This window comes from Nocardiopsis oceanisediminis (assembly GCF_048595525.1).
Lineage (GTDB): Bacteria > Actinomycetota > Actinomycetes > Streptosporangiales > Streptosporangiaceae > Nocardiopsis_A > Nocardiopsis_A oceanisediminis.
This window is the reverse complement of the sequence record NZ_JAFMZJ010000001.1, coordinates 6,758,949-6,773,634: the sequence shown is the minus strand read 5'-3', so window position 1 is coordinate 6,773,634 and position 14,686 is coordinate 6,758,949. Positions and strand designations below refer to the sequence as shown.

The 14,686-nt window shown below is 74.0% G+C and carries 16 protein-coding genes; 9 read left to right on the top strand and 7 right to left on the bottom strand.

The annotated features are described in order from the left end of the window. Positions 1 to 90: 90 nt before the first annotated feature. Complete coding sequence (locus J0910_RS29630; RefSeq protein WP_420161806.1) at positions 91 to 1,041, bottom strand: alpha/beta hydrolase; 951 nt, start codon at positions 1,039 to 1,041, stop codon at positions 91 to 93. 670 nt (positions 1,042 to 1,711) lie between these two features. Between J0910_RS29630 and J0910_RS29625 the strand changes: the two genes are divergently transcribed. Continuing rightward, on the top strand, positions 1,712 to 2,542 hold the full coding sequence (locus J0910_RS29625; protein ID WP_420161805.1) for an SDR family NAD(P)-dependent oxidoreductase: 831 nt from the start codon (positions 1,712 to 1,714) through the stop codon (positions 2,540 to 2,542). Between the two features lie 241 nt (positions 2,543 to 2,783). Here the strand turns inward: J0910_RS29625 and J0910_RS29620 are convergent, their stop codons facing one another. After that, entirely contained in the window at positions 2,784 to 3,566 is a 783-nt protein-coding gene (locus J0910_RS29620; RefSeq protein ID WP_420161804.1) for a GNAT family N-acetyltransferase, read from the bottom strand. A 188-nt stretch (positions 3,567 to 3,754) separates the two neighbouring features. Here J0910_RS29620 and J0910_RS29615 point away from each other — a divergent pair, with 188 nt between their 5' ends. Continuing rightward, complete coding sequence (locus tag J0910_RS29615) at positions 3,755 to 4,303, top strand: VOC family protein (protein ID WP_420161803.1); 549 nt, start codon at positions 3,755 to 3,757, stop codon at positions 4,301 to 4,303. Here the strand turns inward: J0910_RS29615 and J0910_RS29610 are convergent. Then, entirely contained in the window at positions 4,300 to 4,980 is a 681-nt protein-coding gene (locus J0910_RS29610; RefSeq protein WP_420161802.1) for a pentapeptide repeat-containing protein, read from the bottom strand. The two genes, J0910_RS29615 and J0910_RS29610, sit on opposite strands and share 4 nt — an antisense overlap. Positions 4,981 to 5,150: 170 nt before the next feature. On the opposite strand from J0910_RS29610, the gene J0910_RS29605 reads away from it, so the two are divergent. From J0910_RS29605 to J0910_RS29590, 4 genes are all read left to right on the top strand, one after another. Further along, complete coding sequence (locus J0910_RS29605; protein WP_474646604.1) at positions 5,151 to 5,414, top strand: phosphoribosyl-ATP diphosphatase; 264 nt, start codon at positions 5,151 to 5,153, stop codon at positions 5,412 to 5,414. Between the two features lie 110 nt (positions 5,415 to 5,524). Further along, positions 5,525 to 6,379, top strand: a complete 855-nt coding sequence (hisG, locus tag J0910_RS29600) for an ATP phosphoribosyltransferase (RefSeq protein WP_420161800.1) — start codon at positions 5,525 to 5,527, stop codon at positions 6,377 to 6,379. A 216-nt stretch (positions 6,380 to 6,595) separates the two neighbouring features. After that, positions 6,596 to 7,297 carry a spermidine synthase family protein gene (locus J0910_RS29595; RefSeq protein ID WP_420161799.1) on the top strand — a complete coding sequence of 234 codons (702 nt, stop codon included), beginning with the start codon at positions 6,596 to 6,598 and terminating at the stop codon, positions 7,295 to 7,297. 362 nt (positions 7,298 to 7,659) lie between these two features. Continuing rightward, a complete protein-coding gene (locus tag J0910_RS29590) occupies positions 7,660 to 8,484 on the top strand; it encodes an SDR family NAD(P)-dependent oxidoreductase (protein ID WP_420161798.1) in 825 nt (274 codons plus the stop codon). 54 nt (positions 8,485 to 8,538) lie between these two features. On the opposite strand, the gene trxA is transcribed toward J0910_RS29590, so the two are convergent. After that, positions 8,539 to 8,916: a thioredoxin gene (trxA, locus tag J0910_RS29585; protein WP_420161797.1), complete on the bottom strand. Its 378-nt coding sequence runs from the start codon at positions 8,914 to 8,916 to the stop codon at positions 8,539 to 8,541. 221 nt (positions 8,917 to 9,137) lie between these two features. Here trxA and J0910_RS29580 point away from each other — a divergent pair, with 221 nt between their 5' ends. Then, positions 9,138 to 9,509 (top strand): YidH family protein, encoded by a 372-nt coding sequence (locus tag J0910_RS29580; RefSeq protein WP_420161796.1) that lies wholly within the window; start codon positions 9,138 to 9,140, stop codon positions 9,507 to 9,509. Then, the gene (locus tag J0910_RS29575; protein ID WP_420161795.1) at positions 9,506 to 9,886 is read left to right on the top strand and encodes a DUF202 domain-containing protein; all 381 of its coding nucleotides are present in this window, start codon (positions 9,506 to 9,508) and stop codon (positions 9,884 to 9,886) included. The genes J0910_RS29580 and J0910_RS29575 overlap by 4 nt, the downstream gene beginning before the upstream one ends. A gap of 52 nt (positions 9,887 to 9,938) precedes the next feature. Here J0910_RS29575 and J0910_RS29570 read toward each other — a convergent pair whose 3' ends face one another. The 3 genes from J0910_RS29570 to J0910_RS29560 all read right to left on the bottom strand — a co-directional run bounded on the left by J0910_RS29570 (position 9,939) and on the right by J0910_RS29560 (position 12,610). Further along, the gene (locus tag J0910_RS29570; protein WP_420161794.1) at positions 9,939 to 10,934 is read right to left on the bottom strand and encodes an NAD-dependent epimerase/dehydratase family protein; all 996 of its coding nucleotides are present in this window, start codon (positions 10,932 to 10,934) and stop codon (positions 9,939 to 9,941) included. 84 nt (positions 10,935 to 11,018) lie between these two features. After that, positions 11,019 to 11,732: a PIG-L deacetylase family protein gene (locus J0910_RS29565; protein ID WP_420161793.1), complete on the bottom strand. Its 714-nt coding sequence runs from the start codon at positions 11,730 to 11,732 to the stop codon at positions 11,019 to 11,021. Positions 11,733 to 11,851: 119 nt separating this feature from the next. After that, positions 11,852 to 12,610 (bottom strand): WbqC family protein, encoded by a 759-nt coding sequence (locus J0910_RS29560; protein WP_420162122.1) that lies wholly within the window; start codon positions 12,608 to 12,610, stop codon positions 11,852 to 11,854. Between the two features lie 473 nt (positions 12,611 to 13,083). Here J0910_RS29560 and J0910_RS29555 point away from each other — a divergent pair, with 473 nt between their 5' ends. After that, the gene (locus tag J0910_RS29555; protein WP_420161792.1) at positions 13,084 to 14,661 is read left to right on the top strand and encodes a glycosyltransferase family 2 protein; all 1,578 of its coding nucleotides are present in this window, start codon (positions 13,084 to 13,086) and stop codon (positions 14,659 to 14,661) included. Positions 14,662 to 14,686 lie beyond the last annotated feature (25 nt).

Sequence of the window (14,686 nt, the reverse complement as noted above, 5' to 3'; positions counted from 1 at the left end):
TACGTGTCCTGTTCGGAACGTGTGAAGTCCGGCCAGGTGTCCCGGGTCCGGGGCGGCGGATCCGCCGCCCCGGACCCGGTGGGGCGGTGCTCAGCCCGCTGCGGCGAAGGCGTGCCGGAGCGCCGCGTTGACCGCGGCCTCGGCCCGCCGCGCGGCGCCGAGGAAGGCGCCGAACCCGAGGATGCCGTGGAATCCGTCGTTGATCCGGACCGTGGTGGCCGGGACGCCGGCCGCGGCCAGCGCCCGCGCGTAGGCTTCGCCCTCGTCGCGCAGCGGGTCGAAGTCGGCGGTGAGCACCAGCGCCGGCGGCAGGCCCGCCAGTGAGCCGGCGAGCAGCGGCGAGCACCGGGGGTCCTCCGCGTCGGAGGGGGAGGAGAGGTACTGGTCGGCGAACCAGCCCATGGCGCCGGAGGTGAGGAAGTAGTCCTGACCGTTCTCCCGGTACGACGGATAGCGCTCCCCGGTCTCGTCCGCGGTCCAGTCGACCACCGGGTAGACCAGGGCCTGGAATGCCAGGCCGGGGCCGCCGGCGTCCCGGGCCAGCTGCGCGGTGACCGCGGCCAGGCAGCCGCCCGCGCTGTCCCCGGCGACCGCCAGCCGCCCGGGGTCGATGCCGAACTCCCCGGCGTTGGCGGCGATCCAGCGCAGCGCGGCGAAGGCGTCGTCGACCGGGGCGGGGAAGGGGTGCTCCGGGGCGAGCCGGTAGCCCACCGAGACCACCGACGCGCCGGTGCCGGCCGCGATGATCCGGCACACGTGGTCGTGCGAGTCCAGGTCGCCGATGACGAAGCCGCCGCCGTGGAAGAAGACGACGCCGGGCAGGACCGCGCCGGGCTCCGGGTGGTAGTGCCGGAGCGGGACCGGGCCGGCGGGGCCGGGCGCCTCGGCCGCGCGGACCAGCGCGATCTCCGGGCCGCTCGGCGGCGTCCGCCCCTCCCGCAGGGCGGCGCGCAGCTCCGCGGCCGGCAGGCCGGCGCCGATCTCGGGTCCGTTGCGGGTCATGAGTTCGAGGAAGTCGAGGGTCTCCTGGCTGGGCCGCATCGGCACACCTGCTCCCTTCGGGCCGGGCCTGCCGCGGCGGGCCCGAGAGCCGAACCGGATTCTGTTTCCCGGACCCTAACCGCCCGCCGCCCCGCGCGGGAGGGGGGAACCCGCCCCGGATCATCCGCTGGACGGCCGGTCGGCGGGGCCCGCTCGGACCGCTGCGCCGCCCCGCTCCGGCCGCAGGCACCAGGCCGCATGCGGAGACCGGTCGCCGGGCCGGTGCAGGTCCGGGAGCGTCCCGCCGGGCCCCGGTTCCCCCGCGTCCGGCTCCGGCCGGGCTCCGCGGGGCGCCGCCGGGCCCGGCCGTCTCCGTCCCCGCCGCCGAGCCGGTCCGGGCGGTCGGCGGGCCGCTCGGCGGTGTCCGCCTCTCCCGCAGGGCAGCGCGCAGTTCGGCGGCCGGCAGGCCGGCGCCGGTCTCGGGTCCGTCGCGGGTCACGAGTTCAGGGAGGGGCGGGCCGGGACGCCGCCCGGCCCGCGTTCCGGCGGCCGCCCGCCGTGCCGCAAACTGGGATACCCCTCGGGACGATCCGGGGCGTACCGGACCCCGCCGGCGCCCCCTCCCGCGCGCCCGCGGCCGCAGGGCCCCGGAAGGCGCCGCGGGTCAGGGCCCTCCCGAGGCGACCGACCCGTCCCGGCCCGCCGGTCGGGCCCCTCGGAAGGAGCATCGATGAGCGGCACCTCCCATCCCCGGACCGCACTCGTCACCGGAGCCTCCAGCGGCATCGGTGAGCGGTTCGCGCGCGACCTGGCCGAGCGCGGCTACGCCCTGGTGCTGGTGGCCCGCCGGGCCGAGCTGCTGGAAGGGCTCGCCGAAGAGCTGGCCGACCGGTACGGCGTCCGCACCGAGGTGCTCCCCGCGGACCTGGGGAGCCCCGAGGGGGTGCGCACCGCCGCCGGGCGGCTCGCCGCCGACGGCACCGGCGACCGGGCCCCGATCGACCTGCTGGTGAACAACGCCGGCCGCGGCGACGGCGGCGTCTTCGCCGAGCAGGACCCGGACGACGTCGACGCGATGATCGACCTCAACGTGCGCGCGGTGCTCCGGCTCGCCGGCGCGGTGCTCCCGGTGCAGATCGCCCGGCGCGCGGCGGAGGGACCGGGCCGCCCGCTCGGCGTGATCAACGTGTCCTCGCTGGCCGGGGAGCTCCCGGTCAACCCGGGCGGCTCGGTCTACAGCGCCGCCAAGTCCTTCGTGACCCGGTGGAGCGAGTCGGTCGCGGCGGAGACCGCCCCGCACGGGGTGCACGTCACCGCCGTGCTGCCCGGGTTCGTCCGCACCGACATGACCCGCGGCGTGCAGGAGAGCGGCCTGCCCGACCTGGCCTTCGTGCCCAAGGAGCAGGTGGTCCGGGACGCGCTGCGGGCCTGGGCGGCCGGCCGCGGCACGGTCGTCCCGGGCGCCCAGTACCGGGCCGCCGACGGGCTGCTCCGCGGAATCCCGCGCACCCTGTACCGCGCCGTCGCCGGCCGCATCGCCCGGCGCGGCGCCTCCTCCTGATCGGGCGGAGAGGGGCGCGGTCGGCGCCGTCCGGCCGGCCCGGGTGCGCAAGGCGCGGAAATTCGCTCCGGGTCTCCGCGCCGTGTGTCCTGCCGCCGGGCCCCGTGCGGCGCCTCCTTCTGGCGATCGGCGGGGAGGGCCGCGGCCGGTGCTGTCCGGTCGGCCCGGGTGTGCGGGGCGGGGAACTCCGCGCTCGGTCTCCGCGCCGTGTGTCCTGCTGCCGGACTCTCCGGCGGAGCGGTCAGTCCGGTCGCTCTGGGAGCAGCACCGTGGTGAACACGCCCTGGTCGCGGAAGCCCAGGCGGTCGTAGAGGCGCTTGGCCGGGTTGTCCGCGGTCACCGCCAGGCCGACCTCGGCCAGGCCGGCGGCGGAGGCGCGGGCCAGTGCCCGGCGGAGCAGCAGCCCGCCGAGGCCCGCGTAGCGCGGCTCGGGGCGGCGGAACACCTCGCCGATCCACGGCACGTCGTCCGACCGGTCGTTGAGGATCAGGCCGGCGGCCACCCGGTCGCCCTCGGGGCGCTCCTCGTCGACCACGAGCGCGCTCAGCCCCATCACCGGCCCCAGGACCGCCCCGCCGAGCAGCATGAGCAGCGCCCGGAACTTCTCGACCGGGTCGTCGCGGTCGGCGGGCCGGTCCGGATGGCCGGGCGGGAAGGCCGCGTCGAGGGCCCGGAACACCTCCTCCGGGGTCCGGTCCAGCGGGGTGATCCGCAGCCCGCCCGCCTCGGGCGCCAGGTCCGGCCAGGAGGCGGGCGGCGGGTCGGAGGCCAGCGGCCGGCGCATCTCGTGCGCCCGCCGGGTCGCCCTCCCGCCCAGGCCGACGAGCTCCCGGGCGAACTCCTCCGGGGCGACCACCCGCCACCCCGCCAGCCGCTCGGCGGCGGCGCGGGCCGCCCCGGGGCCGAGCGGCCGCAGGGAGGCCGCGACCCGGGCGTCTCCGGCCGAGCGGTCCAGGTAGTCGAGGAGCGGCGCACCGTCAGGGCCGGTGAGCACGGTCCGTTCCCGAGGGGCCTTGTCCGGCATGCGACCTCCGAGCGTCCGGTTCTTCGGGGAGGACCGCAACGGTACTCCGCGGCGGCTCCGCCCGGGGCTCCGGGAGCCGGGCCGCCGCTCGCGGCCCCGGCGTCCGGGGCGGCGCCATTCAGGACACGTACGGACCGGGTTCCCGCCCACCATCGTCCCCGACACCGAACACCGGCGAAGGGATCGCGATGTCCGAGCAGGCCAGTGCCGCACCGGCGGGGTACACCACGGTCGCACCGTGGGTCGTCACCGACGACACCGGCGCCTTCCTCGACTTCGTCGCCGAGGCGTTCGGCGGCGTGGAGATCGGGCGGGTGCCCACCGAGGACGGCAAGATCGGCCACGGGGAGATCCGCGTCGGCGACACCGTCGTGCTCGCCTTCGACCGGCACTCGGACTGGCCCGTCATGCCCAGTCTCCTGCGCGTGTTCGTGCCCGACGCCGACGAGGCGTGCGCGCGGGCCGTCGCGGCCGGCGCCCGGGTCGTCACCCGCACCATGGACAACGCCTTCGGCCAGCGCGGAAGCCGGGTCAAGGACCCCTTCGGCAACATCTGGTGGGTGACCGCCCACGTCGAGGACGTCACCGAGGAGCGGATGTGGGAGCGGATGGAGGACCCCGTCCACATCGAGGGCATGCGCGAGGCGCAGCGGACGCTCGACGCCGAGCTCAGCGGCCGGCGGCGCGGCCGGGACAGCGCACCGGTGCGGCCGCCCGGCGGGTCCGCGGGGTCCTAGTCCTCCACGGTGACGCCCAGCGCCGAGGCGAAGACGCGCAGCAGGCTCTGCGCGTCCGAGCCGCCCACGATCGCGCCCTTCAGCGCGGCGGCGCCGCCGATGCCGTGCAGCTCGCAGCCGGTGAACCGGGTGCCCGCCATCGAGGCGCCGCTGAACTGCGCGGCCTCCAGCCGGCAGCCCTCGAACCGGGCGCCGCGCAGGTCCGCGCGCTGGAAGTTCGCCTCGCGCAGGTCGCAGTCGCGGAAGACCACCCGGGTGAACCGGGAGAAGCGGAACGACGCCAGGTCGGCCTTGCAGCCCTCGAAGAGGACCTCGCGCAGCCCGCACTCGGTCCAGGCGGCGCCGGTGAGCCTGCTGCGCAGGAACGCGGTGGTGGAGAAGGCCCCGTCCGGGAACCGGGCGCCGGCCAGGTCGGCGCCGCGGAATTCGGTGTCGGAGACCTCGGCGCGGAGCAGGACGGTCCCGGCGAGCCGGGTCCGGTCGAACCGGCAGCCGTCGACCACCGGGTCCTCGGCCCGGAGCGCGGACAGGTCCAGGCCGCCGTAGTCCAGCGCGGTGCGCACGGCGTCGTCGGCGATGCCGTGGCCGGGCAGGGCGGCGGGCCCGAGCCGATCGGGCAGCGAGGGCGCCGCCGGCTCGCGGAGCCGGGCGGGGCGCCGGGAGGCGGTTCCGGACATGCCGGCGAGTCTAGAGGCGGGGGCGGTGCCGCGGGCGCCGCCCTCCCCGGCCGCGGGCCCGGATCGGGGCGCGGTACCGGGGCCGGGCCCGCGCCGAATCCGGGGCCGCGGTCACGGGCGGGCGCCGGGGCGCCTACCCTGGTAGGGCGAGTCACCTGAGGAAAGTGATGATGAAGACCTTCGAAGAGCTGTTCGCCGAGCTGTCCGAGAAGGCGCGCACCCGGCCCGAGGGGTCCGGGACGGTCGCGGCCCTGGACGCCGGCGTGCATGCGATCGGCAAGAAGGTCGTCGAAGAGGCCGCCGAGGTCTGGATGGCCGCGGAGTACGAGTCCGACGAGGCCGCCGCCGAGGAGATGTCCCAGCTCCTCTACCACCTCCAGGTCCTCATGCTGGCGCGCGGGCTGCGCCTGGAGGACGTCTACAAGCATCTGTAGGCCGGTCCCGGGTCCGCCTTGGGGGCGCACCGCGCCCCGGGCCCGGTGATCGGCCGCGCCGCCGACGTCCGGACGCCGAAGCAGTGACCACCAGCAGAGGAACGCCGCACATGCCCGACATGCTCCGTATCGCCGTGCCCAACAAGGGCCAGCTCTCCGGTCCCGCCAGCGAGATGCTCCGCGAGGCCGGCTACCGCCAGCGCAAGGACTCCCGGGACCTCGTCCTGGTCGACCCGGACAACGAGACCGAGTTCTTCTTCCTCCGCCCCAAGGACATCGCGGTCTACGTCGGCGAGGGGATCCTGCAGGCCGGGATCACCGGCCGCGACATGCTCCTCGACTCCGGCGCCCCGGTGGAGGAGGTGCTCCCGCTCGGGTTCGGCGGCTCCACCTTCCGGTTCGCCGCGCGCAACGGGTCGTCGATGAAGGTCGAGGACCTCGACGGCAAGCGCGTCGCGACCTCCTTCGAGGGGCTGCTCGAGCGCTACCTGGAGGACAAGGGCGTCCGGGCGCGCGTCATCCACCTGGACGGCGCGGTGGAGAGCGCCATCCAGCTGGGCGTGGCCGACGCGGTCGCCGACGTCGTCTCCACCGGCACCACCCTGCGCAACGCCGGGCTGGAGCTGTTCGGCGACCCGATCCTCACCTCCGAGGCGGTCGTCATCCGCCCGCGCGGGGCGGAGGAGGACGAGAAGGTCGACCGGCTGCTGCGCCGGCTCCGCGGCGTCCTGGTCGCCCGGGACTACGTGATGATGGACTACGACGTGCACGCGGAGAAGCTGGACACCGCCGTCGCGCTCACCCCCGGCATGGAGGGGCCCACCGTCTCCCCGCTGCACCGCGAGGGCTGGGTGGCCGTGCGCGCCATGGTGCCCCGCCGCTCCGCGCAGCAGATCATGGACGACCTGTGGCAGCTGGGCGCCCGGGCGATCCTGGTCACCGACATCTACGCCTGCCGCCTCTGAGGCGCCGGTATCCGGGGAGCCCCGGCCCGGACCGGCTGCGCCGGCCCCGGGCCGGGGCTCTTCCGCTCCGGTGCCGCCGGGCCGCCCGCACGCCCGGGGGAGTGCGACCATGGGCGTGCGGGCGCCCCGGCCGGTGGCCGGCGCCCCTCGGACGATGGCCGGATGATGGGCGGGGCGGTCGGACCCCGCCGGTTCCGTGCCCGGGAAGGGAGAGCAGTGTCGGAGTCCGCGGAGCCGGAGCCGCAGGTGGTGCACCGCGCCGAAGGGGAGGCCGGCGGTGAGCTGGTGCTCCGGCGGGCCGGTGCGCACTGGGAGATCCTGAGCAACGGGGTGTTCCTGATGGACACCCGGGACGGGGCCTCGGAGCGGGAGATGGTCCGCGCGGCGCTGGACGCGCTGCCGGACGGGACCTCCGGCGCCCGGGTGCTGATCGGCGGGCTGGGCGTGGGCTTCTCCGCGCGCGAGGCGCTGGACCACCCGCGGACCGGTGCGGTCACCGTGGTCGAACTGGAGCCGGAGGTCATCGGGTGGCACTCCGGCCCGCTCGGCGCGGTCGCCGGGAACCTGCCCGATGAGCCCCGGTGCGAGCTGGTCCGCGCCGACCTGGCGGTCTGGCTGGCGGAGGCGGCCGGGCGCGCCGCCTCCGGAGGCGTCCGGTACGACGTGCTCTGCCTGGACACCGACAACGGCCCGGACTGGACGGTGCGCGCGGAGAACGGGCGGCTGTACGAGCCGGCCGCGCTCGACCTGATCGAGGCGGTCGCCGTGCCGGGCGGCGCGGTCGCGTTCTGGAGCGCGATGCGCGCCCCCGCCTTCGCCGCCCTGCTGGAGCGCCGGTTCGGCGGGGTCGCCGAGATCGCGGTGCCGGCCCGCGCGGGCGAGCCGGACGTCGTCTACCTGGTGCGCACCCGGAGCTGACCGCGCGGCCGCTCCCGGCGCCGTCGGCGCGGGCCTCCGCGCCCCGTGCTCCGTGTTCCGCGCCCGGGAGCCGCGGGGCCAGTGCGGCCCGGCAGGTCCGCCCGGGAGGTCCGCCGGGCCGCCGACCGGGCGGGCCGGCGGCCTGCTCCCCGGCCGGGGAGCAGGGCGCGACCGGGCGCGGTGCGGACGGGGCCGCCCTCCGGTGCGCCGGCTCCGGCGGCGGGAGGGAGCGGGCGGTACGGCCGCGGATCGCCTCCCGGAGGCGGGGCAGAGGGGCCGCCCGGCCCGCGGAGCCCTGGACCCTACCTAGCGCGTGCTTGATAATGCTCATATCGGAATCTGATATTCCTAATAGGAATACGATGATCGCGGAGCCCGGGGAGCACCCCGGAGGAAGTGGGAAGAGCATGGACAAGGCCGGGATCGGACGCCGCTTCGCGGGCAGGGCCGGGATCCTCACCGGGGCCGCATCCGGGATCGGGCGGGCGGCGGCGCTGCGGCTCTCCGCCGAGGGCGCGCGGCTGCTCCTCGTCGACCTCGACGAGGACGGGCTGGCCGAGACGGTGCGGCTGATCGGGGAGGAGAACGGCCCGGACGGGCCGGAGGCGGTCGCGCACCCCGCCGACGTCTCCGACGAGGCCGCGGTGCGCGGCGCCGTCGAGGCCGCCGCGGGCCGCTTCGGCGCGATCGACCTGCTGGTCAACGTGGCCGGCTTCCACAAGGTGGTGCCGCTGGAGGACATCACCCTGGACTACTGGAACCGGCAGTTCGCGGTGAACACCGCCGGCACCATGCTGTTCTGCCGGGAGGCCATGCCGCACCTGGAGGCGGTCGGCGGCGTCGTGGTCAACACCGCCTCCACCTCGGCCACCCACGCCCACCCCGCCATGGCGGCCTACGCCGCCTCCAAGGGGGCGGTGCTGGCCTTCACCCTGAGCCTGGCCGCGGAGGTGTGGAAGCGCGGCGTCCGGGTGCTGGCCGTCTCCCCGGGCGGGGTCGAGACCCCGCTCACCAGGGCGGTCTCCTTCCCGGAGAACGCCGACGGCTCCTACTACGCCCGGATCACCCCGCCGGTGGCCATGGGCGCACCGGAGGAGATCGCCGGGGCCATCGCCTTCGCCGCCTCCGACGACGGCGCCTACATGCGCGGCGTGGAGCTGCGCGTCGACGGCGGCTCGCACGCCTGACGCGCACGGGGCGGCGGCGCCTTCACCCCGGCGCCGCCGCCCCCGGACCGGCGCTCACGACTGCGCGTCGCCGGACTGCTGCTTCTCGATCTCCTTGCGGACCTCGTCCATGTCCAGCTCCCTGGCCTGCTTGATCAGGTCGTCCAGGCTCTCCTTGGGCAGCGCGCCGGGCTGGGCGTAGACCACCGTCTTGTCCCGGACCACCATCAGGGTCGGGATGGAGCGGATGTCGAAGCTCGCCGCGAGCTCCTGCTGGGCCTCGGTGTCGACCTTGGCGAAGACCAGGTCCGGGTTCTCCTCGGAGGCCTTCTCGAAGACCGGGGCGAACTGCCGGCACGGACCGCACCAGGAGGCCCAGAAGTCGATCAGCACGAACTCGTTGTCCGTGAGGGTCTCGTTGAAGTTGTCCTTGGTCAGCTCGGTGGTGGCCACTGCTTCTCCTGAATCTCGTTCGCGGGCCGGTCCCTCCTAGAGCGGTCCTGCCCGCGGATTCATTCCGCAAGCGCGATCACCGGCACCGGTTCCCGCCCCGGCGGGGATCGGGCGCGATCGGTCCCGGTTCCCGACAAAACTACTGAGCAATACCGACTTGGGAGGAAAAGCCGCAGGTCATTAAGGTCGTCGTCAAGGACCGGGCGGAGACGGGGGACGGCATGGCAGCGCGCGAGGGCGGCGGGGACGGCGGGTCGCGGGACGCCGGGAGCGAGCCGGACTACCGGTTCACCCTGGCCAACGAGCGGACCTTCCTGGCCTGGATCCGCACCGCGCTCGCCCTGGTCGCCGGCGCGGTCGCGGTACTGCACCTGGTCCCGCTGGACTGGAAGGACGGGCCGCGGCTGGTCGTCGGCTCGGTGCTGACCGCGATGGCCGTGGTGATCACCGTCTACGCGCCGCTGCGCTGGCGGCGGGTGCAGGAGGCGATGCGGCGCGGCCGCCCGCTCCCGCTCAGCCTGCTGCCGCTGCTCACCGCGCTCGGGGTGGCCCTGGTCTGCGCGGCGGTGCTGTTCGGGAACGTGCTCGGATGAGGCGGTCGGCGGAGGGCGGCGCGCCGCGCGACCCCGGGCTGCAGGCCGAGCGGACGCTGCTGGCCTGGCAGCGCACGGTGATCGTGCTGGTGGTCGTGGCCCTGCTCTACGTCCGGGACCCGTTCCAGGGGGGCGCCCCGCAGGACGCGGGGACCGGGACGCTGCTCCGGGCGGCCGTGGCGCTGGTGCCGGTGGGGATCGCGGTCGCCGCGGCGGTGCACGTGCGGCGCAGGTGGCGGGCGGACGGCCGCGGGGCGCGCGGCGGTGCTGCGGACGGGCCTGCGGCGCCGCTCGCACGGGGCTGGATGAGGATTCTGATCAGCGCGGGGACCTGCGTTTTCGCGATCGCCGTGGCACTGAGCGCGCTGATCGGATGAGGGCGGGCGTGCCGCCGGAAAGGGCCGGATGGACGGTGTCCGGCCCGGCTCGTCAGGGTCGGGCGACGGCTTCCCGCCGGTCCGGCCCGCTCGCGCGGTCGTGGTCGATGATGGACGCGATGATGTCGTTCAGCCGGCGCTGCGGCTCGTAGCCGATCAGGCCGTGCGCCAGCGAGGTGTCGGGCATCCGGCGCTGCATGTCCTCGTAGCCCTCGCCGTAGGCCTCCTCATAGGGAACGTAGGAGACGGTGCTCGGCGAGCCGGTCAGCTCGACCACCCGGTCGGCCAGCCCCCTGATGGAGACCTCCTCCCTACCGCCGAGGTTGACCGCGCGGTTGTAGGCCGCCGGGGTGTCGATCAGCTTCACCACCGCCGGGACGACGTCGAACACCGAGCCGAAGCAGCGGCGCTGGTCGCCGGTGCCGTACACGGTGATCGGCTCGCCGGCCACCGCCTGGGAGACGAAGCGCGGCACCACCATGCCGTAGCGGCCGGTCTGCCGCGGGCCGACGATGTTGAAGAACCGGGTGATGACGCAGGGCAGGCCGGACTCCTCGCCGTAGATGTAGGCGACCAGCTCGTCCAGCCCCTTGGCGGCCGCATACGACCACCTGCTCTTCAGCGGGGAGCCGAGCACCCGGTCGGCGTCCTCGGAGAGGCCGTCGGCGTCGTTCTTGCCGTAGACCTCGCTGGTGGAGGCGACCATGAAGCGGGCCCGCCGCCGGGCGGCCGACTCCACCACGTTCTCCGTGCCCTGCAGGTTGATGTGCAGCGACTCCAGCGGCTTGTCCACGATGGTGTGCACGCCCACCGCGGCCGCGAGGTGGAAGACCGTGTCGCACTCGGCGATCACGTCGTCCACCAGGCTCTTGTCCAGGATCGAACCCTTGACGAGTTCGAAGGACGGGTTCCCGGCCAGCTGCTCGAGGTTGGACTCCCTTCCGGTCGACAGGTCGTCCAGGGCCACGACGCTGTGCCCGTGGGCGACGAGGTGATCGCAGAGATGCGATCCGATGAAGCCGGCTCCGCCGGTGACGAGGGCCTTCAAGGTGCCTCCCCCTCCTGAGGGTCACGGTGTTCCGGTCAGCCCCGGCGTGCATCGGGCCGCACGCCGGGGTCGGTCGGCGCCGCCCTAGGCGAGCAGGCGCATGGCGTAGAAGCCCTCGGCGAGGGCGACCCCGGTCTGCATGCCGCGGAGCACGGCGAGGCTGCGGAGCGTCTGCTCGGACCGGGTGTGCGGGTGCTCGTGGATCTGGGTCCCGTAGAGGCGCATGGCCGAGATCTTGGCGTCCAGGTCCTCCTCGTCCAGCTCGACCAGGAGGTTCGGGGACGGGGCGGCCTCGTAGCGCCACTGGTCGGCCGCCTCCTCGTAGGCCAGGACCAGCCGCGGGTGGTGCCGCAGCCGGGTGTTGGACGGCCGCAGCGCGGTGTGCACGGCCTCCGCGGTGACCTGGTGGTCCTGGTTGTAGCTGGTGCGGTGCGGTGCGATGACGACCGTCGGCCGCAGCTCGGCGATGGAGAGCGGGCTGTGCCGCTCGATCACGTTGGACAGCTCGAACCGGGGCAGCGCGTCGAGCTTGAGGTGGTACTCGTCGCCCGGGAACGCGATGTGCCAGCCGTCCCACCGGAAGTGGTCGGCGACCTCCTTGATCTCCGCGTACCGCTCGTCGGCGGTGGAGAACCCCTTGGCCGAGTTGTCGGCGGTGTCGCCGACGGTGAGGAACTGGACGTGGACCTCGGCTCCGGCCGCCTTGGCGCGGTGCATGAGCCCGCCGCAGCCGAGGGTCTCGTCGTCCGGGTGCGGAGCGAAGACGAGGATGCGTTGCTGGGACCAGTCGATCGTCATGCGGAGTTCCTATCCATGGGGGATCGGTCGATGAAGGCACTGACCAGCTATGATCAGTGACGTCCATCGGGGTGTGACGGTTGCCACGCCGAGCGCCGGCGACGCCGGAGCGCACCTGGTCAGCTCCCCGGCGCCTCCCCTGTGGCGTCGGCCGCGTCCTCGATCTCCTGCGGCGCGGGCCCGCTCTCGCTGCGGGAGCGGCGGAGCAGGTCGATCCCGGAGGGCCCGGCGTTGAGCAGCAGGTCCAAGGCGGCCATGCGCGGCAGGAAGCCGTCCTTTGCCTTCCGGTTGAACTGCGGATACTCCGGATGGACGAAGTTCTGCCATTCGACGGCGATGCCGTAGCGCTGGAAGACCCGCTGGTCGACGTAGTCCTGGGCGCCGTCTCCGGAGAGCATCGAGGTGGCCCCGGCCTTCGCCGACAGCTGCGCGAGCAGCTCGCTCTTCTGCCCCGGGAACTCGCCCAGCTCGCTGGCGCGGACGACGGGCGTGTCGATGCCGAAGGCGTCCAGCACCAGCTCCGTGCTGGCCAGTGCGAGCTCGTCCAGCCGCTCCCACTCCCGGTCGTACAGGGAGAGGACGGCATCGGCGTAGTCGTCCCAGAAAGGCGCCTTGCGGTAGCAGTGCTCCGCTATGGTTCGCCGGTGTTTGTCCCGCCATGGCCGAGATGTATCTATCTTTTTGTCCATGATTCGCTCGTCCCGGCTCTGCTGGATCACCGGGACGGTCAGCAGGACCGGTCCGCCCTTGCCCGCGACATAGTTTCGGTTCTGCCATCCTTTGCGTTCATACTGGACATGATCGAGAACGATAAAAAGGTCCGTTCTGTCGATCTTGTCGATGAGGCCCAGCCAAGGCAGATAGTGCGGCTGGTGCATGGCTACACGCACTGGGCATCCTCTCCGAGGCGGGGTCTTCACTCGCTGTGTACGGCTGCTCGGAGGCAGGGCCGCCTCTGTCCTGCGATTGTGCGCCGAGGTCGGGCCCGCGTCCGGTAGGGACACTGCTCTGTCCGGGTCGTCGTCCGCTCTGTGCGGCCGATCGCCGCATGAAGACGGCGAATACGTAGAAACTTCGTACACGGGGTGGTTCCGCCCGCCCCTTCAGGTATTGCATCAACGGCTCTGGTCCACCGCAAGGCCGACCCCGCGATTCGCGTGGCCTACTTAGGTCGTCCCCGCCGGTGAACTTCCAGCCTCGCGGAAACGTCACCTCAATACTGGCTTTGTCGGTCAAGGTCGGCCCAAAACCGTCCGTCCGATCATGACCGCTTCGCCTCTGGGGTGTATGAAGTGTCACCAGAGGCCAAAGACCCTCCAAGTTCCGATTCGTCCGTGTGGAGGAAACCTCGGTGCGTACCGCACGCTTCATCGGCAGCTGGGTGGCGGGGCTCATCGCCCTGACGCTCGCCGTGACCCTGTTCGTCCAATGGCTGAGGTTCGCGCTGGCCGCCGCCGAGGGGGGCAGCACTCCGCTCTTCCTGTGGATGGCCTTCGGCGTCAACCTCCTGGTGTGGACCCTGATCGGCGGGGTGCGCCTCGGCGACGACACGATCCGCGGGCTGGCCTCCCGGCGCGCCGCCCGCCGCACCCGGGGCCGCCGCCGGGTGCGGCTCGCCACGGAGGAGGGCAGCGCGGCCGAGGAGCAGGTCCTGGTCCGCTCCCGGGCCGCGGGCGGCCCCGGCCGGACGCCGCCCGGCGGGGGCTCCGCCGGCGGAGGCGGGACCGGCCCGCAGGAGAGCGCCGCGGAGGCCGAGGCCGGGACGGCGGCGGGCACCGCGACGGCCGCGCCGGCGGAGCAGATCTCGATGGCGGTGATCATCCCGGCGCACAACGAGGAGCCGGTGATCGACGGCGCGATCGCCTCGGCGCTGCGGCTGTTCAACCGGTGGGACATCTACGTCGTCTCGGACAGCTCGCACGACGCCACCGCCGACATCGCCGCGGAGACCGGCGTCAACGTGCTGGAGCTGCTCAGCAACCGGGGCAAGGCCGGCGCGATCGAAGCGGTGATCACCGAGTTCGACCTGACCGACAACTACGACGCGGTGGTCATCCTGGACGCCGACACCGAGCTGGACGAGCGCTACGTCGAGGGCGCCCGCCGGCAGCTGGCCGAGCAGGGCGTCGCGGCCGTGGCCGGGTTCGTCGTCGCCGAGTGGAAGCCGCAGGAGCGCACCCTGGTCGGCCGGCTCATCTCGGCCTACCGGGACCGGCTCTACTGGATGCTGCAGTACCTGATGCGGTTCGGCCAGACCTGGCGGTTCACCAGCGTGACCTTCATCGTCCCCGGCTTCGCCAGCGTGTACCGCTCCGACGTGCTCAAGCGCCTGGACATCAACCCCAAGGGGCTGGTGATCGAGGACTTCAACATGACCTTCGAGGTGCACCACAAGCGGCTGGGCCGGATCTCGATGCGCCCGGACACCCGGGCCTACTGCCAGGACCCGTTCACCATGCGGGACTACGTCAAGCAGGTGCGGCGCTGGACGCTCGGCTTCTGGCAGACCATCCGCCGGCACGGCGTCTGGCCGAGCCTGTTCTGGTTCGCGCTGTTCTTCTACATCCTCGAGGTGCTGCTGGTCGCGGCGGTGCTCATCGCCACCGTGCTGCTCGGGGTCTTCATGCTGATCCCGGAGGTCACCGGGGGCGCCGTGCTCGGCCTGGGGTTCTACGCGGCCGGCTACGGCGCGGTGGAGGCGGTGCTGCCGCTGGCCACCATCGCGGTCGGGCTGTTCATCCCGGACTACGTGCTGACCTGCGTGATGGCCACCATCCGCCGGCGCCCCAGCTACCTGGTCTACGGGCTGTTCTTCCTGCCGATGCGGGTGATCGACTCCTTCCTCACGCTGCGCACCATCCCGCAGGCCTGGACCGCCCGCTCCGACGGCCGGTGGACCAGCCCGACCAGGGAGGCGGGGAACCTGTAGCCGGAGGCCGGGCGGTGTGACCGGC

Bases quoted from the DNA above. Each gene is read 5' to 3' on its own strand.
- J0910_RS29630 (WP_420161806.1), bottom strand. From the start codon at position 1,041: ATGCGGCCCAGCCAGGAGACCCTCGACTTCCTCGAACTCATGACCCGC.
- J0910_RS29625 (WP_420161805.1), top strand. From the start codon at position 1,712: ATGAGCGGCACCTCCCATCCCCGGACCGCACTCGTCACCGGAGCCTCC.
- J0910_RS29620 (WP_420161804.1), bottom strand. From the start codon at position 3,566: ATGCCGGACAAGGCCCCTCGGGAACGGACCGTGCTCACCGGCCCTGAC.
- J0910_RS29615 (WP_420161803.1), top strand. From the start codon at position 3,755: ATGTCCGAGCAGGCCAGTGCCGCACCGGCGGGGTACACCACGGTCGCA.
- J0910_RS29610 (WP_420161802.1), bottom strand. From the start codon at position 4,980: ATGTCCGGAACCGCCTCCCGGCGCCCCGCCCGGCTCCGCGAGCCGGCG.
- J0910_RS29605 (WP_474646604.1), top strand. From the start codon at position 5,151: ATGAAGACCTTCGAAGAGCTGTTCGCCGAGCTGTCCGAGAAGGCGCGC.
- hisG (WP_420161800.1), top strand. From the start codon at position 5,525: ATGCCCGACATGCTCCGTATCGCCGTGCCCAACAAGGGCCAGCTCTCC.
- J0910_RS29590 (WP_420161798.1), top strand. From the start codon at position 7,660: ATGATCGCGGAGCCCGGGGAGCACCCCGGAGGAAGTGGGAAGAGCATG.
- J0910_RS29580 (WP_420161796.1), top strand. From the start codon at position 9,138: ATGGCAGCGCGCGAGGGCGGCGGGGACGGCGGGTCGCGGGACGCCGGG.
- J0910_RS29575 (WP_420161795.1), top strand. From the start codon at position 9,506: ATGAGGCGGTCGGCGGAGGGCGGCGCGCCGCGCGACCCCGGGCTGCAG.
- J0910_RS29565 (WP_420161793.1), bottom strand. From the start codon at position 11,732: ATGACGATCGACTGGTCCCAGCAACGCATCCTCGTCTTCGCTCCGCAC.
- J0910_RS29560 (WP_420162122.1), bottom strand. From the start codon at position 12,610: ATGCACCAGCCGCACTATCTGCCTTGGCTGGGCCTCATCGACAAGATC.